We start from the raw sequence: 24,754 nt of genomic DNA on the forward strand, positions 1-24,754 counted from the left end.
CTTGCACGGGCCGGATGCCGATGCCCCGGTCAACCAGCCCGCGTACAGTGGCCCTTGGTGATCCCAGCCTTCGCCAGTCCTTCGAGAGCGCAATGATCCGCAAGCATTCGGTTTCCCTGCATGGCCACCGCACCAGCCTGTCGCTGGAGGAAGCCTTCTGGAGCGAGCTGAAAGCGATTGCCGAGGGGCGCGACGTCTCGCTTGCCGCGCTGATCGCCGAGATCGACGACCTGAGGCCGCCCGAGACCAACCTCTCCTCTGCCCTTCGCCTGCATGTGCTGACGACCCTCAAGGCGGCGGCGGCCGATGCCGGGCAGGCGTCCTGACGACCGAGATTACTATTTCAGGAGGATCTGCTGCGCCTGAGGTCGATGGCCTTTTCGATTCCGGGCACGGCATGGTCGCCGTACCATGCGATCATCGCGTCTATCTGAGCGCCGGCTGGCGCATGCCCCTCTGAGGACCCTATGGTTTCCGCCGCGGCCTGGGCCATGGCAACAAGGATGCGGGCGAATTCGGGCACATGGGCGAGGTTGTCCCCCCGGTCATGCCGCTCTCTTATGATGGCGTAGCGAATATTTTCCGGATAGGTCCATGCGCTGGTGAGGAGGTCGAAGACGCTCACGTCCTGGCCGAGCAGCCTGACGACCGCCTCTCGATCACCCTCCTGGACCCCGGTCGCCTCCACCCGCTCGCAGGCATCGATCGCGGCGGCCATCATGCCGCGAATCACGTTCCAATCTGTCATGCCATCGCTCCGATCACGTCGTGTCTGCCGCATGTCGGCCAGTCTTGGGTCCGCACCGCGGCCAATGTCAATCTTGGATTGCCTATGACGGCGCCGGCTCGGGAGACAGCCGGCAAGCGCTGCCGGATCCGGGCATTACCGCCGGCTGAGCGTCACCACATAGGTCACCGGGACCTTGCCGGCATTGAAGAAGACGCAGTCTGCCGGCGGTCCGAGCTGCAGGCAGTCTCCCGCCTCCAGCTCCCAGCGCGTCTTGCCCTCGCAGAAGTCCAGCTGCCCAGTCCGCACCCAGATCTGCTGGTTCTGAAACGCAAAGGCCGCCGCCGGATAGGGCACCCAGACGCCGGGCGGCAGCGTCACCTCGATCAGCTCCAGCCGCCCGTCATTGGCGGGCGAGACGGCGCGCCGCGTATAGCCGGTCTCCGGATCGCTCCAGACCGCCTGGTCGGCCGCCCGCGACAGGCGCCCCCCTTGCCCGCCCTCCGCCAGTGCCAGCAGCGCCGACAGCGGCAGGCCGAAGGCGCCGGACAGACGGCCGAGCACGGTTGCCGTCGGACTTGCCTCGCAGCGCTCGACCTTGGAGATCATCGCCTTCGATACGCCTGATCGGGTGGACAGATCGGCAAGCGACCAGCCACGCGCCTCCCGTTCAATCCGCACCCGCTCGGCGATGGCCCGGCCGGTCCGGTCCTCCTGCATTTCCAGTTGATCGGTCATGCGGTCGATAATTCCTTCTCTTGCCAAAGCGTCACGCATCGTCTTCTATAGTGGACGATCGACAGACTATAAGAAACACTCGCCTTTGAAAAGCCCGGCTTGTCCGGCCCCGACGCATCCAGGCCATTCCCAGGAGGACCACCCGTGACCCGCAAGATCCGCTTCAATGCCTTTGACATGAATTGCGTCGGCCATATCCAGCAGGGCCTCTGGGCACACCCGCGCGACCGGAGCCATGAATTCCAGCAGATCGCCTACTGGACGGACTATGCCAGGCGGCTGGAGGCGGGCCTGTTCGACGGGATCTTCCTCGCGGACGTCATCGGCATCTACGACGTGCTGGGTGGATCCTATGCGCCGGCCGTGCGCGGCGCGGTGCAGGTGCCGGTCAACGATCCGATGATGATCGTGCCGGCCATGGCAGCCGTGACGCAGCATCTGGGCTTCGGCGTCACCGCCAACCTCACCTACGAGCAGCCCTTCCTGTTTGCCCGGCGGATGGCGACCCTCGACCACCTGACCGGCGGGCGCATCGGCTGGAACATCGTCACCGGCTATCTCGACAGCGCCGCGCGCGCCATCGGGCTTGCGGGCCAGACGGCCCATGACGACCGCTACGATCTGGCGGACGAATATATGGAAGTGCTCTACAAGCTGCTGGAAGGCTCCTGGGAGGACGATGCCGTCGTCTTCGACCGCGACAACCATCTCTACGCCGATCCCGCCAAGGTCCACCGCATCCGCCACCAGGGCCGCCAATACAATCTCGACACGGTCCATCTGTCCGCCCCCTCGCCGCAGCGCACGCCGGTGCTCTATCAGGCCGGCTCCTCGCCACGCGGCCGCGCATTTGCCGCCACCCACGCCGAATGCGTCTTCGTCAACGGCCAGAAGAAGGACGGCGTGCGCGAGATCGTCACCGACATCCGCGACCGCGCCATGGCGAAGGGCCGACACATGGACGATATCAAGGTGTTTCTCGGCCAGACCATCGTCACCGGCCGCACCGATCAGGAGGCGCGGGACAAATTCGAAGACTACCGGCGCTATGTCAGCACCGAGGCGGCGCTGGTCCATGCCGCCGCCTCCATGGGCATCGATCTTGCCAGGTTCGACCTCGACGAGCCGGTGGAGACCGGCAAGAGCCAGGCAATTACCTCCAACATCAAGGCCATGGATCGCGCCGCCGGCCCGCAATGGACGAAGCGCAAGCTGATCGAGCAGATGGTGCTCGGCAGTCGCCAGCCGCCACTCGTGGCCGGCGTCGACACGGTGGTCGATACCCTGGTCGACTGGTGCGAGACGACCGGGGTCGACGGCTTCAACCTGTCGCGCACCGTGGTGCCGGAATGCTTCGACGACATCATCGAGCTCGTCATTCCGCGGCTGCAGGAGCGCGGTCTCTACAAGACGGCCTATGACGAGGGTCCGCTGCGGCAGAAACTGTTCGGCACGCCGCGTCTTCCCGCGCGCCACATCGCCGACACCTTCCGCGCCAGGGCCGAAGCGATCGGTTAAGCCTCGCTGACCGAGATCACCGAGCGGCAGATCCCGTTGGTCATGCGCAGGAAGAACGAGACGCGCGGCGGCCAGAGCGACCATCGGCGTTGCGGGCGGTGGGTGATGAAGATGTGCAGCAGGGCCGCTCCGCAGTCCCGCTCGCCCCCCGCAGTCCGGACGGCCCTTAGCCGCGGTCCGTCCGCATTCGGGTCGAGAACCATGATGTCCTTGTAGGGACCGTCTTCGAGCGCTTGGAGGATCTGCTGCTGCGACTTGCCGAGACAGAGCCGCTCAGCCGTCTTGCGGGCCTTGGCCACGGCTTCGCCGGCGAGAAATACCGGGACATGTTCACTCATTGTATGAAATACACCAAGTCTAGATCACGTCCGCCGAACATGGCGTTTAAGCGGTGAAAAGGGCCAAAGTCTGACACGAAAAAGGCACTCCGGTGGCAGTGACGCCGGACCGTGAGGACAAGCGGACAGGCGGACAAGCGGGAGGAAGCCTCAGAATGACAGCAGACATCGTCGACAATCGCGGGGCGACGGCCGCCCTTGCCGTCATCTGCCTTGCCGTCATCCTGTCGATGGCGTCGTGGTTTGCCGCAACCGCCGTGGCGCCGGAACTGGCGCGCGCCTGGGAGCTGTCGCCGGCGATGACCGCCTGGCTGACCAACAGCGTGCAGATCGGCTTCGTCACCGGCGCGCTTGCGGCCAGCCTCGTCAACCTTCCGGATATCGTCCGCCTCAGCCGCCTGATGGCGATTTCCGCCCTCGTCGCCGCCTTTGCCAACCTGCTGCTGCTCGTCTTCCCCTCGCCGGCGATCGGCATTGCCAGCCGCATTCTCACGGGTCTCGCCCTTGCCGGCGTCTACCCGCCGGCGATGAAGCTTACCGCCACCTGGTTCAAGCGCGGCCGGGGCCTGGCGCTCGGCGCGGTGATCGCGGCACTGACCCTCGGCTCTTCCATGCCGCATCTGGTCAGAAGCCTTGCCGAAAGCCTCGACTGGACCGCCGTCATGGCTGCCGCCGCCCTCGCCGCGCTGACGGCTTCCCTGCTGTTTGCGCTGTTCGTGCGCGAAGGCCCCTACCCGTTTTCCCGGGCCGTCTTCCATTTCGGCGATATCGGCAAGGTGCTGAAGGACCGTGACCTGTTCCTCGTCAATCTCGGCTATTTCGGCCATATGTGGGAGCTCTATGCGCTGTGGGCCTGGCTCCTCGTCTATCTCCGCCGCGCCCCGGCGCTGGCCGGCCTGTCGCCGTCGGCGACCTCCGCCCTGACCTTTGCCGCCATCGCCATCGGCGCTGTCGGCTGCATTCTCGGCGGCATCTTGTCCGACCGGTTCGGGCGCACCCTGACGACGGCAGCGATGATGATCGTCTCGGGCTTTTGCGCAGCCGCGGTCGGCTTCCTGTTTTCCGGCCCCCTGTTCCTGCTTCTGCCGCTGGTCTTTCTCTGGGGCATCGCGGTGATCGGCGATTCGGCGCAGTTCTCCGCGGCCGTCACCGAGATCTCCGATGCGCGCTATGTCGGGACCGCGCTTTCGCTGCAGATGGCCATCGGCTTTGCCCTCACCGTCGGCGCGATTAGCCTGATGCCGGTGCTCGCAGATGCACTCGGCAGCTGGCAATGGTGCTTTTTATTCCTCGTCCCCGGTCCCGCGATCGGCGCCTTTTCCATGCTGGCGCTGCGCCGCCGGCCCCAGGCGGCTCGGCTTGCCGAGGGCCGCCGCTAAGCCGCGTCATCCGTTTGAAATCGCGGCAGAACCCGCAGCCGGCATCCGGTCTTCGGGGTTCAAACGGCGGGTAAATCGCTTTGCGACCAAAGTATACATTAATCGATTTAAGAATTGTCGATACACAAAAGCCCGTTTTCTTTGATGCATTGCAATATTAAATGGTTGAACCACAAACCAATTGATTTTCTATTTGATTGTTCCAATACTTGGACACGGGAGAAGAGCAAGAGCTCGCCCGAACCGGGAGGACAATCATGACCGTTTCTGACAAGAAGGCGGCGAGCCGCCGTTCATTTCTGAAATTGGGCGCAGCGTCGGGGGGCGCTGTGGCAGCCGGGGCGCTTGCCGCCCCGGCGGTGCTCGCCCAGGCACCCGTGACGATGAAGATGCAGACCTCGTGGCCGGCCTCGGACATCTGGATGGATTTTGCCCGCCAGTATACCGAGCGGGTCGAGGTCATGTCGGGGGGACGGCTGAAGGTCGACCTGCTGCCGGCCGGCGCCGTGGTCGCCGCCTTCCAGGTGCTCGACGGCTGCCATGACGGCGTCATCGATGCCGCCCATTCCGTCTGCGCCTACTGGTACGGCAAGCACAAGGGCGCCTCGCTGTTCGGCACCGGCCCGGTGTTCGGCGGATCGGCGACGACCATGCTCTCCTGGTACTATGCCGGCGGCGGACAGGAATTCTACCGCGAGCTCACCCAGGATATTCTCGGCCTCAACGTGGTCGGCATGCTCGGCTTTCCGATGTTTGCCCAGCCTTTCGGCTGGTTCAAGAAGGAAGTCGCCACCGTCGACGACGTCAAGGGGATGAAATACCGCACCGTCGGCCTTGCCGCCGACCTGATGCAGCAGATGGGTATGTCGGTCGCCCAATTGCCGGGCGGCGAAATCGTGCCGGCGATGGAGCGCAGCGTCATCGACGCCTTCGAGTTCAACAACCCCTCGTCGGACCTGCGCTTCGGCGCCCAGGATGTCGCCAAGCACTATTACCTGTCGTCCTACCATCAGGCGTCGGAATGCTTCGAATTCCTGTTCAACAGGGATTTCTACGAGGATCTCGATCCCGACCTGCAGGCAATCGTGCGCTATGCCGTCGAGGCCGCATCGACCTCCAACACGGCGATGGCCATGGACAACTATTCGGCCGACCTGATCAAGCTGAAGGACGAGCACGGGGTCAACATTCACCGCACCTCGAAGAATATCCTCGACGCCGAGATCAAGGCCTGGGACGACCTGATCCCCGAACTGGAAAAGGACGAGTTCATGAAGCGCGTCCTCGACAGCCAGCGGCAATGGGTCGAACGCGTCACCTATTACGAGCTGATGGCGGCCCCGGACTACGCGCTCGCCTACGAGCATTATTTCCCCGGCAAGGTGAAGCTCTGAGCCGAACCGGCAGCAGCACATGACGGCCGGCGGCGGGCATCCCTGCCCGTCGCCGCTTCCTTCTGCTTCTTCGAGGAACCCCCGCGTCCATGATGGCATTCATCCGTTTTGCCGACAGCCTGTCGGCCTGGTTCGGCAAGAGTTTCGCCTGGCTCATCCTGCTGATGACGCTCGGCACCAGCTACGAAGTCTTCGTCCGTTATGTGCTCGGCAGCCCGACACCCTGGGCCCTCGACCTGTCCTTCATCATGTATGGCACGCTGTTCATGATGGGCGGCGCCTACACCCTGTCGCGCGACGGCCATGTGCGTGGCGACTTCCTCTACAGGCTCTGGCCGGCCCGCGTGCAGGCCGCCGTCGACCTGGTGCTCTACCTGATCTTCTTCTTCCCCGGCGTCACGGCGCTGGTCTTCACCGGCTGGAAATATGCCATCCGCTCGTGGAGCTATCTGGAAGTCAGCGCCAACAGCCCGGCCGGCATTCCGATCTTCCAGTTCAAGACGGTGATCGTCGCAGCCGGCCTGCTGCTGTTCGTCCAGGGCCTCGCCCAGGTCTGTCGCTGCCTCCTCTGCCTGCGCAGTGGCAGCTGGCTGACCGCCGAGGATGACGTCGAGGAGACCGAGACGCTGCTGATGCGCCAGCACCAGGTGCAGGGGCAGACACCTGTCTCCACCGGGGAGCACCGTCCATGACCGATCCGCAGATCGCGCTCCTCATGCTCGGCGGTTTCATCCTGATCGTCTTCCTCGGATTTCCGATCGCCTTCACCCTGATGGCGATGGGCATCGGTTTCGGCTACTACGCCTATTACGACCCCTCGCGGATGTGGCGCGCCTATGGCCGGCTCGACGACACCGCCTCCTGGTGGGACAGCATGACGCTGTGGATCGACGGCTTCTTCAACAACCGCATCTTCAGCCTGTTCATCAACCAGACCTATGCGGTGATGTCGAACGACGTGCTGACGGCGATCCCGCTGTTCCTGTTCATGGGCTATATCGTCGAGCGCGCCAATATCGTCGAGCGGCTGTTTTCCACGCTCAACATCGCGGCCAAGCGCATCCCCGGCTCCATGGGCGTTGCCGCCCTCATCACCTGCGCACTGTTTGCCACGGCGACCGGCATTGTCGGTGCCGTCGTCACGCTGATGGGCCTGCTCGCCTTGCCGGCCATGCTGAAGGCCCGCTACGACCACTCCTTTGCGGCAGGCATCATCTGCGCCGGCGGCACGCTCGGCATCCTGATCCCGCCCTCGATCATGCTGATCGTCTATGCGGCGGCCTCCGGCGTCTCCATCGTCCGGCTCTATTCGGCGGCCCTGATCCCGGGCTTCATCCTGGTCGGCCTCTATATCGTCTATGTCGTCGGCCGCTCGATGCTGCAGCCGAGCATCGCGCCGCGTCCGACCAAGGAAGAAGTGCCCGACCTGCCGGCGCTGACGCTGCTGCGCATGCTGGCAACCTCCTTCTTCCCGCTCGCCTTCCTGATTCTCGCCGTGCTCGGCTCGATCCTGTTCGGCCTCGCCACCCCGTCGGAGGCAGCCTCCATCGGCGCGCTCGGCGGGCTTGTCCTCGCCGTCGCCTACCGGGCGCTCACCTGGGAGCGGTTGCGCCAGAGCGTCTACCTGACGATCCGCACCACCGCGATGGTCTGCTGGCTGTTCGTCGGCTCCTACACCTTCTCCTCGGTGTTTTCCTATCTCGGCGGCGAACAGGTAATCGCCGAATTCGTCCAGAGCCTCGACATCTCGCCGATCCAGTTCCTGCTGCTCGCCCAGCTGATCATCTTCCTGCTCGGCTGGCCGCTCGAATGGTCCGAAATCATCATCATCTTCGTGCCGATCTTTCTGCCGCTATTGAAGATGTTCGGCATCGATCCGCTGTTCTTCGGCGTCCTGGTCGCGCTGAACCTGCAGACCTCGTTCCTCACCCCGCCAATGGCGATGTCGGCCTATTACCTGAAGGGCATCGCCCCGCCGGAGGTGCGTCTGACGCAGATCTTCGCCGGCGTCCTGCCCTTCGTGCTGATGGTCTTCGTCTCGATGGCGATCATCTATCTCTTCCCCGAGACCGTCTTCACCATACCGGAGCTCGTCTATGGCCGCTGAACCGTTACCCCGTTTGCAGCAGCGGGCCGGCCCGTCCTACCGGTGGGCCGGTGCATGTCGCGAGCTGGCAGAACCGCTTCGTCGCTCCAACGTCGCTTATCTGCGCCTGTCTTTTTCCCGAAGCCGCGGCCAGGTTCGAAGGACATCCACCGACAGGGGGCGGTGTCAGCCATGAGCATGAACCGTGTGCTGGCGCTGCTCGCCTTTCTCGTCCTGGCGGTCTTTCTGGGCCTGCTGTTCTGGCGGGTGCCGCGGGTCGATCTCGGCATCTTCTTCGTCGCCACGCTGGCGGCGGCGGCTTACGACCTGCTGATCTATCACGGCCGCAACGATCACCACTGAGGCCTTGCGGACGGGCCGATGCGGAATGCGATCGGCACCGCCGAAACCCCTCAGTTCAGTCCCGGCAGGCCGTCGAACTGCAGCGCAGGCGGCGTGGCGCTGCCATTCGGCCGGTTCTGGAACCGGCGCATGCCGCTCGGCCGCTCCAGGTCTAGCAGCGGCGCTATGTCGATCTGACGCGCCTTTTCCGCATCGCGCATCTGCTGATTGCGCTGTTCAGCGATGGCGCGCAGGCGCTTTTCTTCCTCGTCCTGCGCCTTCTGCATCTCGGCGGCCTTGGCTCTTGCCGCATCGTTGAACTTGTAGAGCGCCACCTCGCGCCGCAACCGCTGCTTTTCGAGCAGGTTCGACTGCAGCGTTTCCACCCGCCGACGCTCGCGTTCATAGGCGCGCAGCGACAGGTAGTTGGACAGGCTGGACACGTCGAGCGTCGGTTTCGGATCCGTCACCGGCCCGGCAAGCGACAGCCGGAAGCTCGGATCGGCCCCCTGCAGCGCATCATCGCCGGGGTCGAGCGAGACATCGACGGCCGCATCGAGCTTTGCGCCGCGCAACGCAAGCTGCCCGTCGGCCCGGATCCCGGCGCCCTTGGTCTTGGCCGCCACGTCCTGCATGCGAAAGACACCATCGGTCAGGTTGAACGGCACGGTGACGTTGCCAAGCCAGGTATCGCCGCTGGCCAGCATCCGCTCGACATCCGGCTCGACGGTCTCGGCACTGATGGTACCGCCCCGCGCATCGGTCTGCTGCAACAGCTTGGGCAACAGGCCGAGATTGAAGCGGTTGACCGCCAGATCCTTGAAGCTGAGCTTGCCGGACCCGTTGATGCCATAGATCAGGTCGTTGACCGAGGTGCCGGAACTCTCGCCGATCAGGGTCAGGTCGAACCGGCCGCTTGCCGGCGGCCGGCCGTCGCGCAGGGGCAGTGCATCGGCAAGCGCGCCATTCGTCAGGTCGATCTTCGACTGCAGGAAGCCGTTGGACTGGACATTGGTGAGGCTCACCCTGCCCTTCATCTTGCCGCCCAGCCAGTCACCGGACAGATCCTCGATCGCCAGGCTCCCGTCCTTGGCCGTCAGCGTTCCGCTGGCATTGCCGATGGCGCCCAGCAGGCCGGGGGTAAACCGGTCGGAGGTAAACTGCACCGTCACGGCCGTTCCGGCAAAGCTCGGCTGGCCGAACGCCGCCTTGGAGAACGTGCCGCTCTTCGGATCGCGCAGGGTCCCGAAGGCGTTGCGCACCAGCCATTCCAGATCGACATCGCTCGCCTTCAGGCTGCCGGTCACCGTCGGCAGCAATCCGCCCAGCGCCACACCGAGCTTGCCCGACACGGAATTGCCGTCGGCCGTCACCAGCAGGTCGTCGATGCTGAGCGCATTGTCCTTCAAGGCCAGCTTCGCATGACCCTTGACCGGCAAGCCGTCGAGGCTCGGCGGCAAGGCGATGCCGTTCATCACCAGATAGGGATCGAGATCGGGGCTTTCGAGCGTCACGTCCCCGGTGCCGGCCAGGAAACTGTCTGAAGCCAGCGACACGGCACCCTTGACGTCGAAGCGCGTGCCGCCATCGGTATAGAAATCCAGCGAGCCGTCGGTGATGTCGCTGCCCGCCGCATTCGCCTTGAGCGTCAGCCGGCCCGACCCGTCGCCGGGCAGCGGCAAAGGCCGCAGCCCCAGCTGCCCCAGCAGCACCGTGCTGTCGGGGTTCTGCAGCGTCAGGTCGAGATTGGAAAGCGTATCGGAGGTCAGCGCCAGCAGATCGTCGGCGCGGTAGCGTCCCGTCACCCGGCTGCCATTGACCGTACCGCCCAGATTGACCGTCAGGCTGCCCGCCTTGCCGCCCTCGAAATTGAGCCCCGCATCGAGATCGGCATGGACGAACCAGCTGGCGTTTTCCGCCAGCCGCGTCAGCGCCGGATGCGCCGGCAGGTGGTCCTTCAGCATGGCGAAGAATGCGGACGGATCCGCCGCATGCAGGCTGAGATCGCCGCGGCCGCGATAATCGAACAGCGAGCCCGTCACCTGGCCATTGCCGGAAATCCGCGCGCCGGCGAGATCGCCGACCTGCAGCCGGTCGATGTTCAGCCCGTCGCCGCCCAGACTGAAGACGGTGTCGACATCATGCGCCTCTATCCCCAGCGCCTTGAAATTGCCGACCTTCAGCCGCGCCGCGATCTGGTGGGCAAAGAAGCTGTCGGCATTGTTTTCGCCGGCGACCAGCGAATAGACCGCCTGCAGGGCATCGAGATCAAGGGCATTGCCGGTCAGGTCGAAGGACAAATTGGGCTGGCCCGTCGCCGGCGATTGCCGCTCCATCCGGCCCTTCAGGTCCGCATCGCCGATCGCAAGCTCCAGATCGTCGAGGCGCTGCAGTTCCGGCCGCAGGTCGACCCTGGCCGAAAAGCCGAGCGAGGCGAGCTGCCGGATCGCCGGATCGACGTTTCCGGCAAGCCAGGTCGAAAGGCCGGACGGCTGGCGCGAGGCGACGAGCAGATTGCCCTGGAAGGATGGGCGCGCGCCGAGCGCCAGCTTGCCGCTTGCCTCCAGCTGGGTGCGGCCGGGCAGGACCGCGACCGCCTTGTCGATCTGCCAGCCGGAGCCGTCGGGCCGGACATCCAGTTGCAGGTTGCGCACCACGGTATCGCCGGCCACGATCGCCGGCAGGCGCAGGGTCGCATGGCCGGGAACGGTCGGGATCGGAATTTCCGCTGCACGGCTCAGAAGCTGCATCAGCCGCTCCCGCGCGGACGAGCCACCATTTCGGCCGGTCTTGCCCTGCTGGCCGCCATTGCCGATCCGGTTGACGTCGATCTGCTGGCCGTCGGCGGTCAGCAGGAATTCCGGCTTGGCTCCGGTGTCGAGCGTCGCCTCGCCGGTGACGGCATAAGGATTGTCGGCATCGCCGAGATCCAGCTGATAGGTGGGGATGCGCACCCGGTCATTGGTCAGCTCGAATTCGCCGCGCACCTTGGGGCCGGTTGCCGGCTTCACCGTCTTGTCGGTCGCCGGCTCGCTGCGCCACTCGCCGGCAAACTTGCCGACATAGCTCGGCCGGCCCTCTTCGGATTTCAGGTCGCCATCGAGATCGACATCGAAAGGCCGGTCGTCGGGAAACAGCCGCACATGCAGCGGAATGTCGCCGGTCGCCGGATCCGGTGCGAGCGTGGACAGGCCGAACTTCGAGGCCTCGCCGTCGAGCACCGCATGGCCGCTTGCCGACCATGGCCCGGCAAGGCTCTTGGCCGAAAGATCGGCATCAAGCCCGGTGATCTCGCGGGTGCGACCCGTCTGGTCGTCGATGAACGCGATCGAGCCATTGGAGATCTCGACATTCTCCAGCACCACCTGCCGGGCCGGGATCGACGGCCGGCTGCCGCGCAACCAGTTGACCTGACCGTTTTCCAGCAGCCGCACATGGATCTTCGGCTGGTCGATATGCATGCTGAAGATGCGCGCCTCGCCCGACAGGAAAGGCGCCAGCTCCGCATCCATAGAGAACCGGGCGATATGCACCAGCGTCTCGCCGTTCTCGTCCGGCCCGACCACCACGTCATGCAGGGTCACCGAGGGAAACGGCAGGATGCGGGCCTCGACCTCGCCGTTGACCGTCACCTTCTTGCCGAGGATGCGGCTCGCCTGCATTTCGAAATTGCTGCGGAAATTCGTCCAGTCGAGAAACAGCGGCGCCAGCAGCGCAGCGAACAACGCTACGACAACAAGCCCACCGACAAACAAGAGGATCCGTCCGAGCAATCCCTACACTCCTTGAAAATATCGCGTCAGACTACCTGTTCCCGCGTCGGGGACAAGCCGTTAATCCCCGACCTTTGACAGACGGAAGATCTTGCCCGGGTTGAAGATATTGTCCGGATCGAGCCCGGTCTTGATCTGCCGCATCAGGTCGAGCGCGCCGCCCAGCTCCGCCTCGACGAAGCTCATCTTGCCCTGCCCCACGCCGTGCTCGCCGGTGCAGGTCCCGCCCATGGCGAGCGCCCGGGCGTTGAGACGCGCCATGAAGGCTTCGGCCCGCGCAAGCTCGCCCTCCTTCTTCTCGTCGAACAGCAGCAGCACGTGGAAATTGCCGTCGCCCGCATGCCCGACGATCGGCGCCAGGAAGCCGGTCTCGGCAATGTCTTCCTCGGTCTCGGCGACGCAATCGGCCAGCCTGGAGATCGGCACACAGACATCGGTCGAAAGCCCGCCATTGACCTCCGGCAGCAGCGCCCGGCCGGCCCAGTAGGCGTTGTGGCGGGCCTTCCACAGCCGGTTCCGCTCCTCCGTATTGGCGGTATAGTGGAACGCGCCCGCGCCGAATTCGGCGGCGATCTCGCGGAACTGGTCCGCCTGCAGCTTCACCGTCTCGTCGGTGCCATGGAATTCGAGGAATAGCGTCGGCTCTTCCGGATAGGACAGGTTGGAATAGGCATTGATCGCCCGCATCTGTAGCCCGTTCAAAAGCTCGATGCGCGCCACCGGAATGCCCATCTGGATGGTCATGATCACGGTGTCGCAGGCCGCCTTCAGGCTCGGAAAGGTGCAGACCCCGCCGGAGATGGCGGCTGGAATGCCCTGCAGCTTCAGCGTCACCGAGGTGATCAGCCCGAGCGTGCCCTCCGCCCCGACGAACAGCCGTGTCAGATCGTAGCCGGCCGAGCTCTTGCGCGCACGGCTTGCAGTGCGGATTTCCTCGCCGTTCGCCGTCACCACCTTGAGCGACAGCACATTGTCCTTCATCGTGCCATAGCGCACCGCATTGGTGCCCGAGGCGCGGGTCGAGGTCATCCCGCCGATCGTGGCATTGGCGCCCGGATCGATGGGGAAGAAAAGGCCGGTGTCGCGCAGATAGGTATTGAGATCCTCGCGCGTTATGCCCGGCTCGACCGTGCAGTCGAGATCCTCGGCATTGACCTCGAGCACCCGGTTCATCCGGGTAAAATCGACCGAAATGCCACCCGCCGGGGCGTTCACATGCGCCTCCAGCGAGGTGCCCGCGCCAAAGCCGATCATCGGCACCTTGTGCTCGGCGCAGACCTTCACGATCGCCTTGACCTCGTCGGCCGTCTCGACAAAGGCCACCCCGTCCGGCAGCTGCGGCGTCAGATAGGTGGTGGTGTGGCTATGCTGGGCGCGAAACGCCTCGCCCGTCTGGAAGCGCTCACCGAACTGCTGCTTGAGAATGCCGATGACGGCGGCAATCCCGTCCTCGTTGCGTGGCAGGGAGATGACATCCTTGATCGACATTGCGACAGTCTCTTAAAGCAGCAGCATGGCGCAGCGAGAAAGCCCGCCGCGACACGGGATTTGGAACGACCGGCACTGCTTTCTCTGCGAAAATCCGGAAAACAGGCCAGCCGAGGTATGGGATAGCGCAGCCGCTTTGTCCAGTGCGCTTGGCGGGCTCTGGTTAATTCGAAAAGGCTTGGTCAAGCTCCGTCGCGCAGGCGGTAAACCGTGCCTGTCGCAGGCGCAGCGCCCGGTGCATGGGCGAAATCGCCGACCGGATAGTGGGCGACCGCCTCCAGCGCGTCCACCGGCAGGGTGCGCCGGCCCGGATCGCCGATCAGCACCGTGGCCCCGGCTGCGGCCAGGGCCTTCAGCGCCGGCAGGATTTCATCGGCGAGTGCTTGCTCGTAGAACAGGTCGCCGGCGGTCACCACCTCCGCGTCGACGTTGATCTGCGCCGCATGCGCCACGGAAAACCCGACATCGAGCTCGTTGGCCTTTGCATTCAACCGGGCCGCCGTAATGGCCCAGGGATCGAGATCGACGCCGCGGACATCGCTTGCGCCCAGCCGTTTGGCGATCAGGGCCACGAGGCCGCCGCCGGTGCCGAGATCGATCAGGCTGCGGCCGGCAACGCAGTCCGGATGCTCGACGAAATGTCGTGCCAGCGCCAGTCCGCCGCCCCATGCATGGGCCCAGTAAGGAGCCGCATCGCCGACGAGACGGGACAGGCGGCTCGTCGGCGTGGCCCGGTAGAGCCGCAAGGGTGCAAGACCGGGCACGATTTCCAGCGACAGGCGCGCGATGATCGCGGCACGGCGCCCGTCGTCGGACAGGGCTCCGGACCGGGCGTCCGCCGCGCGCCGCGCCGTTTTCAGAGATATTCCCCGAACAGGCCGAGCACGCGCGACCAGTGGCGTTCCGAACCCTTCTCGTCGTAGACGGAGTGATCCTTGACGCACCAGCCGTGGTTCATGCCGGGATAGGATTCGAGGGTGAAGTCGCAGCCCTCCTCGATGAAGGTGCTGGCAAAGCGCGCCGCCTGCTCCGGCGGGAAGGACTTGTCGGCATTGGCGGTGCCGACATAGACCTTGGCCTTGATCTGTTCGGCGCCGCGATGCGGGCTGTCCTCCGCCTCGCTGGCCAGATCGCCGCCATGAAAGCTTGCAGCCGCGCCGATCCGGTCGGGATAGGCGACCGCCGCGTTCAGCGCCCGCGACCCGCCCATGCAGTAACCGACGGTGCCGAGCTTGCTGCCGCAACCGGCCTCGTCGAGCGCTGCAATGAAGGTTGCCGTGTCGGCCATCGTCATCGCCTGGGTCGTGCCGGACTTCATCTCCATCATCTTCGCCTTGCTGTCCGGATCCTGGAAGGCCGTGCGCGGATCGAAGGGGCCATAGGCGCCGGCCCGATAGAACAGGTCCGGCACCAGCACGGTATAGCCTTCGCCGACGAAGCGCTCCGCCATGTCCGACAGGGCCTGACGCGGCCCGAAGATATCCATGTAGAGGATGATGCCCTTGCCCGGCGCGCCACCGGCGCTGTCGGGCGCAAACAGCTTTGCCGGACACACGCCGTCGGCCGTCGTGAGGGAAAGATCCTGAACGCTCATCGCAATCTCCTGTGGGTATATCCAGGCGCGGACAGAACGCCCGCGCAGAAATGGCACGCAGGCCCGATGCCCGCGCGATGTTGGCTTATTCGCCGGCCTCCAGAGCGGCTGCGGCCTGCATTTCCCGCGTCAGCCGCGCCTCTTCATTGGCATGCGGCTGCGAGAACCGGGCCAGCGCCAGATAGGCGACCGGTGTCACCAGAAGGGTGACGATGGTGGCGAAACCAAGACCGCCGACGATCACCCAGCCGAGCGCGATGCGCGCTTCGGCGCCCGCCCCTTCGGCCAGAACCAGCGGCACGCCGCCCAGAATGGTGGCGATCATCGTCATCATCACCGGGCGCAGCCGCAACGTCGCGGCATTCTCGATCGCCTCGCGCACGCTCTGGCCGCGGTCGCGCAGCTGGTTGGCGAATTCGACGATCAGGATGCCGTTCTTCGCCATGATGCCGACCAGCATGACAAGGCCGATCTGGCTGTAGACATTGAGGCTGGTGCCGGTCAGCAACAGCGCGAAGACGGCGCAGGCGAGGCCGAGCGGCACCGTCGCCATGATGATCAGCGACGACCAGACGCTTTCGAACTGGGCGGCCAGCACCAGGAAGATGATGACGATGGCGAAGCCGAAGGTGAGCCCCATGCTGTTGGAGTTCTCGCTCAGGGTGGCGGCCTCCGACAGCGGCATCACCCGCGAGCCCGGCGGCAGGAATGGTCCGGCCAGTGCCTCGGCGCGGTCAAGCGCCGCCCCGAGGGTCACATTGTCGCCGAGCCCTGCGGTGATCTGCACGGCGGCCAGCTGCTGCTCGCGCGACAGCGAGGGCGCGACGGCCTCCTCCTTCAAGGTGGCGATCGTCGACATCGGCACGGTCTTGCCGTCGGCGGTGCGCAAGAACAGGTTCTCCAGATCCGTCGGGTCGTCGATCGGACGCGTTGTCGAGGCGAGCTTGACCGAATAGGAATCGCCGTCGACGAAGACGTCGCCGATCGAGCGCCCGTCGAGCAGCGATTGCAGCGCCTGCGCAAGACCGCTGATGTCGATGCCGAGATCGGCGGCCCGTTCCCGGTCGATCGAGACGCCGAGCTGCGCCTGGCTGATGTCGTTGGACAGCCGCGGACCGTCAAACGTGCTGTCCTGCTCCATGGCGCCGATCAGCTTCACCGCCGCTTCCGTCAGCTTCTCGTGGCTCGTGCCGACCAGCGCGAATTGCAGCCCGCTGCCGCCGCCGCGAATGCCGAGACTGTTGGCCTGCCCGGCATAGGCATTGACGCCGGGCACGTTCGAAGCCAGCTTGTTGATGTCCTGGACGATCTGGTCCTGCGTCCGCTCGCGATCCCCCCAGGGGGCCAGCGTGACGACCATGAAGCCGCGATTGGTGTTTCCGCCGAAGCCGGAAATCGAATAGAGATTGCGGATCTCTCCGTCATCGCGCAGCGGCTGTACCGCCTCCTCCACCCGGCGCATCTGGTCGCGCAGATAGGCGAGGCTGACGCCCTGCGGCGCCGAGACGCGCAGGAAGACCGAGGAGCGGTCCTCGCGCGGCGTCAACTCGTTGGTGATCTGCGAAAACACCAGAACGGCGGCCAGCATGAACACCGCAGACACCGCAACCACCACCAGCGGCGCATTGAGGCAGGACCGCAGGCAAAAGCGATAGACGGCGGAAAAACCCCGGCCGAAGGCGGCAATCGGCCCGCGATGATCCTCGACGGCATGCGCCGTCAGCAGCCGGGAGGCGAGCATCGGGCAGAGCGTCAGCGCCACGATCGACGACAGGCTGACGGCAATCGCCAGCACGAAGCCGAATTCGCGAAACAGGCCGCCTACCTGTCCGGGCAGGAAGGAGAGCGGGATGAACACGGCCGCCAGCGTCGCGGTCGTCGCCACCACGGCAAAGAACACTTCCTGCGTGCCGATGATCGCCGCTGCCCGCGGCCCCAGCCCCTGCCCCCGGCGGCGCACGATATTTTCCAGCACCACGATCGCGTCGTCGACGACGAGCCCCGTCGCCAGCACGATGGCGAGCAGGGTCAGGATATTGATCGAAAAGCCGACGAGATACACGGCGGCCAGCGTGCCGATCAGCGACACCGGCATGGTGATTGCCGGGATGATCGTCGCCTTGAAGTCGCGCAGGAACAGATAGATGACCCCGATGACGATGACCGCTGCGATGATCAGGGCGCGCACCACCTCCTCGATCGAGCCGCGGATGAACACGGCATCGTCGCTGGTGATCGTCAGCTTCGTGCCCTCGGGCAGCTCCTTCTGCAGCTGCGCCACCATGTCCGTGATGCCGTTCGAGATCGACAAGGTGTTCGACTGCGCCTGGCGGATGATGCCGAGACCGATGCCGGACGTGCCGTTGGAGCGCAAGGATGTCGAAAACAGGTCTGGGCCGAAGGTGACGGTCGCAACGTCGCCGAGCCTGACATGGTCGGCGATCAGCAGGTTTTCGAAGTCGGCGGGCGTGCGCAGTTCGGCGGTCGCCCGCACCACCAGGTCCTGGGTCGAACTGGTGATCGAACCGGCCGGCACGTCGAAGGCGATATTGGCAAGCGCCGTTGCCAGCGACGCCGCCGTCAGCCCGCGGCTTGCCAGCGCCGACTGGTCGATATCAACGCGGAAGATCTTTTCCTGGTCGCCATAGAGATCGACGTCGGCGACCCCGTCGACCGAAGCCAGACGGTCGGAAATCTCGTCGTCGACCAGCTGCGTCAGATCGTCAAGATTCAGGCGGTCGGACGTCACCGCAAGGCGCATCACCGGATCGGAATTGGAATCCGCCTTGACGATGCGCGGCTCGTCGGCATCATCAGGCAGATCGCGCGTCACCCGCGAGATCGCATCGCGCACATCGCTTGCCGCGACATTCAGATCGGTGGCATCGGAAAATTCGAGCGTCACCCGGCTGGAGCCGAAGGACGAGGTCGAGGAGATCGATTTCAGGCCGGAAACGCGCGCCACACCGCCCTCGATGACATTGGTCACCTGCTGGTCGATGGTCTGCGGCGAGGCGCCGTCGAACGTCGTGCGCACCGTGATCACCGGACGGTCGACATCCGGTAGTTCGCGCACCTCGATGCCGTAATAGGCGGCAAGTCCCGCCACCACCATCAGTGCATTGCAGACCAGCGCAAAGATCGGCCGGCGGATGAACAGCGCGGTGAAGCCGCCCTGCCCGCCGCTGCCATGCTCGGCCTTCGACGCGGTCTTGCCGGCGGGTTTCGTCTCGGGGTGAGCGGCGTTCGGATTGGTGTCCATCAGCCGGCCGCCAGTTTTTCGCTATCGCCCTTGGTGGCCGCCGGTTGCTCGCCGTCGATCCGCACACCGCGGCCTTCGCGCACGCGCTGCACGCCTTCGGTCACCACCTTGTCGCCATCGGCCAGTTCGGCTTCGACCATCACGCTGTCGGGATTGCGCTGGATGACCCGGACCGCGACCTTTTCGGCCTTGCCGTCGACGATCCGCCAGACATAGGCGCCCGAACTGTCCCACTGGATCGCCAGCGGATCGACCGCCGGATGCTGCTCGCCGGCAAAATTCATGCCGACGGTAAAGGCCATGCCGGCCCGCAGGTCGTCGTCGGAATTGGGGATCTTGGCCCGGACCCGCAGCGTCCGGCTTGCCTGGTCGATGCGGTTGTCGATCGCCGCCACCGTGCCCTCGTAGAGATCGCCAGGCCGCGCCACGGCTGTCGCATTCAGCGGCTGGCCGACATCGATCAGCGCGGTAAAGCGCTCCGGCACCCAGAAGTCGACCAGCAGTTCGGAGCGGTCGTCGATGGTGGCGATGCTGGTCGTCGTCGTGACATAGTCGCCCGCATTGACGGTGACGATGCCGGCAATGCCGGCAATCGGTGCCACCACGTCACGGCGCTTCAGCTCCATCTCGGCGTTGCGCAGCGCCAGCTTGGCCGTCTGCAGCGCGATGTCGGCATCGAAGGCATCGATGCGGGAGACGGCGGATTTCAGATTGGTGTAGAGTTGCGATTTTTCCGTCGCGCTGTTGAGCGCCACCTGGGCCTGGTCGCGGGCGATCTTCTGCTCCTCGTTGTCGAGCCTGGCGATCACATCCCCCTTCTCGACCCGGTCGCCGGACTTGATCAGTACCTCCGACAGCAGGCCGCTGACCTGCGGCGTCACGCTGACCGACTGGATCGCCTCCCCGGTGCCGAGCGCCGAAAGCCGGTCGTTGACCAGACCGAGCGCTACCGGCTGCACCACCACCAGCGGATCGGACGATCCGCCGCGACGGCCGGCGCCCCGGCGGTTGCCGCCGGATGCGTCGTCGGCGGCGGTCTTTTCGCCCGACTGCGCGATCCCCAGGACCTTGGGCGGCACGCCGGCGCGTGCCAGCAGTCCGGCGGTGCCGGGCACCAGCCAGACACAGAGCGCCAGCCCGGCAAAAATGACGACCACGCTGGTCAGGATCTGTTTCCAGAGCTTCATTCAGTCCCCTCGTCGGGCCGGGCTTTCGCCTGCCTCGCCCGTCCCTTCAATCTGCCGGATAGTGCGAACGCACTATTCAGTTACCGCGCCGCACACGCAAGAGCTCGTGCAATAGATTAGTGAGACCGCAAATTTTTGACCGCGGCGATCAAACTTCGTGCAAATCATCGTGATCGGCAGAGGTTTTGCACCGTCCATCACCGGCATGGAATAAAAGGAGAACGCCGCGACTGGCCTTTCCCTGCCGAATCACTACATTGAGGCCCATGACCAGTGGTTTTGATGATATTCCGTTCTTCGATGAAGAACCAGCGCCCCGCAAGCAGCCCCCCGGCAAGCCGGCAGCCGAAAGTCCGGAGCCGGCAGGCGGCCTCGGCATCGCCGCCCGCGCCATGGCGGCCCGTGGCCAGTCGCGCAGCCCGGACTATCTTTCCGGCCTCAATCCCGAACAGCGCGAAGCCGTCGAGACGACGGAGGGGCCGGTCCTGGTGCTCGCCGGTGCCGGCACCGGCAAGACCCGGGTCCTGACCACCCGCATCGCCCATATCCTGGAAACCGGCCGCGCCTACCCCTCGCAAATTCTGGCCGTCACCTTCACCAATAAGGCGGCGCGCGAGATGAAGGAGCGCATCGGCCTGCTGGTCGGCGGCGCCGTCGAGGGCATGCCCTGGCTCGGCACCTTCCATTCGATCGGCGTGAAGATCCTGCGCCGCCATGCCGAGCTCGTCGGCCTGCGCTCGGACTTCTCCATTCTCGACACCGACGACATCATCCGGCTGATCAAGCAGCTTATCCAGGCCGAGGGCCTCGACGACAAGCGCTGGCCGGCCCGCCAGTTCGCCGGCATGATCGACGGCTGGAAGAACAAGGGGCTGGACCCGGCGCAGATCCCCGAGGGCGATGCCCGCGCCTTCGGCAATGGTCGCGGCCGCGAACTCTACACCGCCTACCAGAACCGGCTGAAAAGCCTGAACGCCTGCGATTTCGGCGACCTGCTGCTGCACCCGATCCGCATGTTCCGCGCCAATCCGGACATCCTGCGCGACTACCACGACCGCTTCCGCTATATCCTCGTCGACGAGTACCAGGATACCAACACCGCCCAATATATGTGGCTCAGGCTGCTGGCGCAGCGCTCGGCGCCGTCGCGGATGACACGCGACCAGACAGGCGCCCAAGCCAGCGACCGCCGGCCGGACGACATTTCGTCCGCGCCCGCGCAGGCCAGCGCCGACAGGCGCGATACGGCCGCGAGCGAAAGCAAGGGGCGCCCCACCGTCAACATCTGCTGCGTCGGCGACGACGACCAGTCGATCTATGGCTGGCGTGGGGCCGAGGTCGACAACATCCTGCGCTTCGAGAAGGATTTTCCCGGCGCCAAGGTGATCAAGCTCGAGCGCAATTACCGCTCGACCGAACACATTCTCGGCGCCGCCGGCCACCTGATCGCCCATAACGAGGGCCGGCTCGGCAAGACGCTGTTTACCGAGCGCACCAATCCCGACGACCAGAAGGTGATGGTCCATGCCGCCTGGGATTCGGAGGAGGAAGCCCGCGCCGTCGGCGAGGAGATCGAGCGTCTGCAGCGCGGCGATGCCGACGGCAAGAACCACAATCTGAACGACATGGCGATCCTCGTGCGCGCCTCGTTCCAGATGCGCGAATTCGAAGACCGCTTCGTCACCCTCGGCCTCAACTACCGCGTCATCGGCGGCCCGCGCTTCTACGAGCGGCTCGAGGTGCGCGACGCCATGGCCTATTTCCGCCTCGTCTGCCAGCCGGCCGACGACCTGGCCTTCGAGCGCATCATCAACACGCCCAAGCGCGGCCTCGGCGACACCACGGTGCGCACGCTGCACGACTATGCCCGCGCCCGCGACATTCCGATGCTGGCGGCCGCCGCCGACATCTGCGAGACCGACGAACTGAAGCCGAAGGCGCGCAAGTCGCTGTGGGACGTCGTGCAGAACTTCAGCCGCTGGAGCCAACGGCTTGAAACGCTGCCGCCCAACGAGCTTGCCGAACAGGTGCTCGAGGAATCCGGCTACACCGACATGTGGAAGAACGACAAGTCGGCGGAAGCCCCCGGTCGTCTCGACAACCTGAAGGAACTGGTCCGCTCGATGGAGGAAGAGGAGAGCATGCGCGCCTTCCTCGAACGCATCGCGCTGGTCATGGATGCCGAGCAGAACGAGAGCATGGATGCCGTCTCGATCATGACGCTGCATTCGGCCAAGGGGCTGGAATTCGACACCGTCTTCCTGCCGGGCTGGGAGGAAGGCCTGTTTCCGCACCAGCGCGCGCTGGATGAAGGCGGCCGCTCCGGGCTGGAGGAAGAACGCCGGCTGGCCTATGTCGGCCTTACCCGCGCCAAGCATCTCTGCCACATCTGGTTCGTCTCCAACCGGCGCATCCACGGCCTCTGGCAGTCGACCATGCCCTCGCGCTTCCTCGACGAATTGCCCAATACCCATGTCGAGGTCGCCGAAAGCGACACCTCCTATGGCGGCTATGGGCGCGGCGGCTACGGCCAGTCCCGCTTCGACAAGGCCGAGCCCTTCCAGAACAGCTATTCGACGCCGGGCTGGAAGCGCGCCCAGGCCAACAAGACCGATGCCACCCGCGACAACTGGGGCAATCGCTCCGGCCACGCCGTCGAACGCATCGGCTACGGCGAAAGCGGCCCGCGCGGCAAGACCATCGAGGGCGAGCTGGTGGCCAAGTCGACCTCGAGCACCCCGTCGAAATTTTCCATCGGCGACCGCGTCTTCCACCTGAAATTCGGCAACGGCAATGTGGCCGGGATCGAGGGCAACAAGCTCACCATCGAATTCGACCGCGCCGGGCAGAAACGGGTGCTGGACGGATTTGTCGAGAAGGTCGGCTGATCCAACCTGCGCACCGCACGCTGTGAAAAAGGGCCACGCGCTGCCGCAGACGTCACGACCGACCTCTGCGCGTCCGTGAAATGCAGTTGCGCCCGGGCCATCCGGCGCCTTCGGCAAGGATCCCAAGTTCCATTCGACCTGGACGCAGGGCATTCCGACAAGCCTCGCGCAATGCGGATGCCCGACCATGTCGCGATCTTGCGCTGCCGCTCATGCTGGCGGCTTGCGCGTCGGATGGATAGGACGCTCCCATGACCCCATGCCCGGTCTGCCTCGGCGCAGATCATATGCTTCTCCTGGAACGGACGCGGGTTCCCGTGCTGCAGAACGTTCTCGTACCCACCCCATCCCAGGCCCGCGCTTTCCCCACCGGGCGCCTCTCCATACGGGCCTGCCGGACATGCGGTTTCGTCTGGAACGCCGCCTTCGATCCCGCTCGGATCGACTATAGCAACGACTACAACAATTCCGTTCAGGCCTCCGAGACCTATCTCGCCCATCAGAATGCGATGGCCCGGCGCGTTCTGTCTCAGCCAGGGGAACTGCACTATCTGGAGATCGGCTGCGGCGAAGGCGAGTTCATCGAACATCTGGACAGCACCGGGCGCCTGACGTCGGCCACCGGCTTCGACCCCGCCTTTCATGGGCAGAGGGCTTTCGGTCCGCATATTACCATCCATCCCGAATATTTCAGCGCGGGCAGCGCGGCCAAAATCCCGGCGGGGATGAACATCGTCTGCTCGCGCCATACCATCGAACACGTTCCCGATCCCCGCGCCTTCATCACCGACATCGCAGAACTGGTGCGGGCGCGAGACCTTCGCCTTTTTCTGGAAACCCCGGACGTATCGTGGATCCTCGAAAATCTCGCATTCGAGGATTTCTTCTACGAGCATTGTTCGCTGTTTTCGCCCCAATCCATGCGCTACCTGCTGGCCGAATTCGGCCTCGTCTGTGAGGTCGCCGCCGTCTATGGCGATCAGTATATGTGGATCGAGGCCCGCACCGGCACCGCCGGAATGGCAGCGGAGCCGGACCGCCGCACAGCCGACATGTCCGCAGCCTGCGCCTTTGAGGAAGGCATAGCCCGCACCCTCGGCGACTGGCAGGATTTCATTCGCCGGCGCGCCGCCGACGGCCCCGTTGCCGTCTGGGGAGCAGCATCGAAAGGTGTCACATTTGCGCTGCTGATGGAGGGGATCGACTGCGCGGTCGATCTCAATGCTGCCAAGCAGGGCGGCTTTATGCCGGTGAGTGCCATCCCGATCCTGGCCCCCGAAGCGGCCATGGAGCGCGGCGTACGTACGCTGATCGTGATGAATCCGAATTATGAAACCGAGATCCGCGAGCGGGTGCAGCAGATGGGCTGGGACGTGCTGACCGTCAGCCTGAGGCGCGCGGGCCGACCCGATGCTGATCCGGCGGTCGGTCCCGACACTCCATCCGATGCCCTGCCGGCGGGCCCGCAGGTCGGGTCAGCCGCCGCAGCCTCTTGACGGTGGCGACCGCTCGGCGGAACCTGTTTCATGGTGGCTTGGCCTGCGGTCGAGCGGGGCATGCCACTCCAGGACGCAAAAAGCGGAAAGCCTGCGCCTCCCGCCAGTCAACCAAGCTCTCGATGGAACATCGTCGTCTATTTGCGACGCTTGTGCGCCCTCGCCTGCGCGTGTTCCAGCCGCAATTGGCGTTCATGCAGCTTCACGGCCGTCCAGCCGATGCCGACGACGGTCACCGGCAGCACGATATAGTAGAAGATTTCCATGCCATTCATGGCCGCAATTCTCCAAGAATTCGTCTTGCCATCAAATGTAGTGCAAGTGCGGCCGAAATCCAAATCACGGTTCCAAGCACGCTGCCGAAGCCGAAGCGGTAGGCGCCGTCGAGGGGGTTGGCGAAGGCGGCAAGCGGCGCGATCAGCCCGGCCACCAGGCAGGCGGTCGACGCCCGGTCCAGCGCATTGGCCAGAAGCTTCGTGCGTTCGTTCTCGATGAGGCTCACAGCAACAGTCCCGCGACGGTTGGGGCATGACCGGTCTCAAGC

Annotated in this window: 20 protein-coding genes; 9 read left to right on the plus strand and 11 right to left on the minus strand. The window is 65.1% G+C overall.

Annotation, left to right across the window (positions count from 1 at the left end):
* Window positions 1-92: 92 nt before the first annotated feature.
* Window positions 93-326 (plus strand): ribbon-helix-helix domain-containing protein, encoded by a 234-nt coding sequence (locus J2Z17_RS24605; protein WP_209949394.1) that lies wholly within the window; start codon window positions 93-95, stop codon window positions 324-326.
* A gap of 17 nt (window positions 327-343) precedes the next feature.
* Here the strand turns inward: J2Z17_RS24605 and J2Z17_RS24610 are convergent, their stop codons facing one another.
* Both J2Z17_RS24610 and J2Z17_RS24615 read right to left on the minus strand, forming a co-directional pair.
* Window positions 344-748 (minus strand): hypothetical protein, encoded by a 405-nt coding sequence (locus tag J2Z17_RS24610; RefSeq protein WP_209949396.1) that lies wholly within the window; start codon window positions 746-748, stop codon window positions 344-346.
* A 135-nt stretch (window positions 749-883) separates the two neighbouring features.
* Window positions 884-1,465, minus strand: a complete 582-nt coding sequence (locus J2Z17_RS24615; protein WP_245224337.1) for a helix-turn-helix domain-containing protein — start codon at window positions 1,463-1,465, stop codon at window positions 884-886.
* A gap of 144 nt (window positions 1,466-1,609) precedes the next feature.
* On the opposite strand from J2Z17_RS24615, the gene J2Z17_RS24620 reads away from it, so the two are divergent.
* Window positions 1,610-2,983 (plus strand): LLM class flavin-dependent oxidoreductase, encoded by a 1,374-nt coding sequence (locus tag J2Z17_RS24620; protein WP_209949398.1) that lies wholly within the window; start codon window positions 1,610-1,612, stop codon window positions 2,981-2,983.
* On the opposite strand, the gene J2Z17_RS24625 is transcribed toward J2Z17_RS24620, so the two are convergent.
* Window positions 2,980-3,321: a hypothetical protein gene (locus J2Z17_RS24625; protein WP_209949400.1), complete on the minus strand. Its 342-nt coding sequence runs from the start codon at window positions 3,319-3,321 to the stop codon at window positions 2,980-2,982. The two genes, J2Z17_RS24620 and J2Z17_RS24625, sit on opposite strands and share 4 nt — an antisense overlap.
* A 155-nt stretch (window positions 3,322-3,476) precedes the next feature.
* Here J2Z17_RS24625 and J2Z17_RS24630 point away from each other — a divergent pair, with 155 nt between their 5' ends.
* From J2Z17_RS24630 to J2Z17_RS24650, 5 genes are all read left to right on the plus strand, one after another.
* A complete protein-coding gene (locus J2Z17_RS24630) occupies window positions 3,477-4,700 on the plus strand; it encodes an MFS transporter (protein WP_209949402.1) in 1,224 nt (407 codons plus the stop codon).
* A 257-nt stretch (window positions 4,701-4,957) separates the two neighbouring features.
* Complete coding sequence (locus tag J2Z17_RS24635) at window positions 4,958-6,094, plus strand: TRAP transporter substrate-binding protein (RefSeq protein ID WP_209949404.1); 1,137 nt, start codon at window positions 4,958-4,960, stop codon at window positions 6,092-6,094.
* An 89-nt stretch (window positions 6,095-6,183) separates the two neighbouring features.
* Window positions 6,184-6,786: a TRAP transporter small permease subunit gene (locus tag J2Z17_RS24640; RefSeq protein ID WP_209949406.1), complete on the plus strand. Its 603-nt coding sequence runs from the start codon at window positions 6,184-6,186 to the stop codon at window positions 6,784-6,786.
* Window positions 6,783-8,201 carry a TRAP transporter large permease gene (locus tag J2Z17_RS24645; RefSeq protein WP_209949408.1) on the plus strand — a complete coding sequence of 473 codons (1,419 nt, stop codon included), beginning with the start codon at window positions 6,783-6,785 and terminating at the stop codon, window positions 8,199-8,201. Before J2Z17_RS24640 ends, J2Z17_RS24645 begins: the two co-directional genes overlap by 4 nt.
* A gap of 171 nt (window positions 8,202-8,372) precedes the next feature.
* Complete coding sequence (locus J2Z17_RS24650) at window positions 8,373-8,543, plus strand: hypothetical protein (RefSeq protein ID WP_209949410.1); 171 nt, start codon at window positions 8,373-8,375, stop codon at window positions 8,541-8,543.
* 50 nt (window positions 8,544-8,593) lie between these two features.
* Here the strand turns inward: J2Z17_RS24650 and J2Z17_RS24655 are convergent, their stop codons facing one another.
* The 6 genes from J2Z17_RS24655 to J2Z17_RS24680 form a co-directional block, all read right to left on the minus strand.
* Window positions 8,594-12,295 carry an AsmA family protein gene (locus J2Z17_RS24655; RefSeq protein WP_209949412.1) on the minus strand — a complete coding sequence of 1,234 codons (3,702 nt, stop codon included), beginning with the start codon at window positions 12,293-12,295 and terminating at the stop codon, window positions 8,594-8,596.
* Between the two features lie 60 nt (window positions 12,296-12,355).
* On the minus strand, window positions 12,356-13,783 hold the full coding sequence (locus J2Z17_RS24660) for an FAD-binding oxidoreductase (RefSeq protein ID WP_209949414.1): 1,428 nt from the start codon (window positions 13,781-13,783) through the stop codon (window positions 12,356-12,358).
* Window positions 13,784-13,965: 182 nt separating this feature from the next.
* Window positions 13,966-14,547 carry a class I SAM-dependent methyltransferase gene (locus J2Z17_RS24665; protein ID WP_209949416.1) on the minus strand — a complete coding sequence of 194 codons (582 nt, stop codon included), beginning with the start codon at window positions 14,545-14,547 and terminating at the stop codon, window positions 13,966-13,968.
* Between the two features lie 92 nt (window positions 14,548-14,639).
* Complete coding sequence (locus J2Z17_RS24670; protein WP_209949418.1) at window positions 14,640-15,377, minus strand: dienelactone hydrolase family protein; 738 nt, start codon at window positions 15,375-15,377, stop codon at window positions 14,640-14,642.
* A gap of 85 nt (window positions 15,378-15,462) precedes the next feature.
* Complete coding sequence (locus tag J2Z17_RS24675; RefSeq protein ID WP_209949420.1) at window positions 15,463-18,639, minus strand: efflux RND transporter permease subunit; 3,177 nt, start codon at window positions 18,637-18,639, stop codon at window positions 15,463-15,465.
* Window positions 18,639-19,826, minus strand: a complete 1,188-nt coding sequence (locus tag J2Z17_RS24680; protein WP_209949422.1) for an efflux RND transporter periplasmic adaptor subunit — start codon at window positions 19,824-19,826, stop codon at window positions 18,639-18,641. The genes J2Z17_RS24675 and J2Z17_RS24680 overlap by 1 nt, the downstream gene beginning before the upstream one ends.
* 266 nt (window positions 19,827-20,092) lie before the next feature.
* Here J2Z17_RS24680 and J2Z17_RS24685 point away from each other — a divergent pair, with 266 nt between their 5' ends.
* Window positions 20,093-22,714, plus strand: coding sequence for an ATP-dependent helicase (locus tag J2Z17_RS24685; RefSeq protein WP_209949424.1), 2,622 nt, complete (start codon window positions 20,093-20,095; stop codon window positions 22,712-22,714).
* Between the two features lie 317 nt (window positions 22,715-23,031).
* The gene (locus tag J2Z17_RS24690; RefSeq protein WP_209949426.1) at window positions 23,032-24,210 is read left to right on the plus strand and encodes a class I SAM-dependent methyltransferase; all 1,179 of its coding nucleotides are present in this window, start codon (window positions 23,032-23,034) and stop codon (window positions 24,208-24,210) included.
* A gap of 137 nt (window positions 24,211-24,347) precedes the next feature.
* On the opposite strand, the gene J2Z17_RS24695 is transcribed toward J2Z17_RS24690, so the two are convergent.
* Both J2Z17_RS24695 and J2Z17_RS24700 read right to left on the minus strand, forming a co-directional pair.
* A complete protein-coding gene (locus J2Z17_RS24695; protein WP_209949428.1) occupies window positions 24,348-24,485 on the minus strand; it encodes a hypothetical protein in 138 nt (45 codons plus the stop codon).
* Window positions 24,482-24,712, minus strand: a complete 231-nt coding sequence (locus J2Z17_RS24700; RefSeq protein WP_209949430.1) for a hypothetical protein — start codon at window positions 24,710-24,712, stop codon at window positions 24,482-24,484. Before J2Z17_RS24700 ends, J2Z17_RS24695 begins: the two co-directional genes overlap by 4 nt.
* Between the last annotated feature and the right edge of the window lie 42 nt (window positions 24,713-24,754).

Origin of the sequence: Heterorhizobium halophytocola, assembly GCF_017873095.1 — a bacterium.
In the GTDB taxonomy this organism is placed as follows: domain Bacteria; phylum Pseudomonadota; class Alphaproteobacteria; order Rhizobiales; family Rhizobiaceae; genus Allorhizobium; species Allorhizobium halophytocola.

What these genes read in the sequence shown, in the direction of transcription:
- J2Z17_RS24605 (WP_209949394.1), top strand. Translation starts at nt 93, where the DNA reads ATGATCCGCAAGCATTCGGTTTCCCTGCATGGCCACCGCACCAGCCTG.
- J2Z17_RS24610 (WP_209949396.1), bottom strand. Translation starts at nt 748, where the DNA reads ATGACAGATTGGAACGTGATTCGCGGCATGATGGCCGCCGCGATCGAT.
- J2Z17_RS24615 (WP_245224337.1), bottom strand. Translation starts at nt 1,465, where the DNA reads ATGACCGATCAACTGGAAATGCAGGAGGACCGGACCGGCCGGGCCATC.
- J2Z17_RS24625 (WP_209949400.1), bottom strand. Translation starts at nt 3,321, where the DNA reads ATGAGTGAACATGTCCCGGTATTTCTCGCCGGCGAAGCCGTGGCCAAG.
- J2Z17_RS24630 (WP_209949402.1), top strand. Translation starts at nt 3,477, where the DNA reads ATGACAGCAGACATCGTCGACAATCGCGGGGCGACGGCCGCCCTTGCC.
- J2Z17_RS24635 (WP_209949404.1), top strand. Translation starts at nt 4,958, where the DNA reads ATGACCGTTTCTGACAAGAAGGCGGCGAGCCGCCGTTCATTTCTGAAA.
- J2Z17_RS24640 (WP_209949406.1), top strand. Translation starts at nt 6,184, where the DNA reads ATGATGGCATTCATCCGTTTTGCCGACAGCCTGTCGGCCTGGTTCGGC.
- J2Z17_RS24645 (WP_209949408.1), top strand. Translation starts at nt 6,783, where the DNA reads ATGACCGATCCGCAGATCGCGCTCCTCATGCTCGGCGGTTTCATCCTG.
- J2Z17_RS24650 (WP_209949410.1), top strand. Translation starts at nt 8,373, where the DNA reads ATGAGCATGAACCGTGTGCTGGCGCTGCTCGCCTTTCTCGTCCTGGCG.
- J2Z17_RS24660 (WP_209949414.1), bottom strand. Translation starts at nt 13,783, where the DNA reads ATGTCGATCAAGGATGTCATCTCCCTGCCACGCAACGAGGACGGGATT.
- J2Z17_RS24670 (WP_209949418.1), bottom strand. Translation starts at nt 15,377, where the DNA reads ATGAGCGTTCAGGATCTTTCCCTCACGACGGCCGACGGCGTGTGTCCG.
- J2Z17_RS24675 (WP_209949420.1), bottom strand. Translation starts at nt 18,639, where the DNA reads ATGGACACCAATCCGAACGCCGCTCACCCCGAGACGAAACCCGCCGGC.
- J2Z17_RS24680 (WP_209949422.1), bottom strand. Translation starts at nt 19,826, where the DNA reads ATGAAGCTCTGGAAACAGATCCTGACCAGCGTGGTCGTCATTTTTGCC.
- J2Z17_RS24685 (WP_209949424.1), top strand. Translation starts at nt 20,093, where the DNA reads ATGACCAGTGGTTTTGATGATATTCCGTTCTTCGATGAAGAACCAGCG.
- J2Z17_RS24695 (WP_209949428.1), bottom strand. Translation starts at nt 24,485, where the DNA reads ATGAATGGCATGGAAATCTTCTACTATATCGTGCTGCCGGTGACCGTC.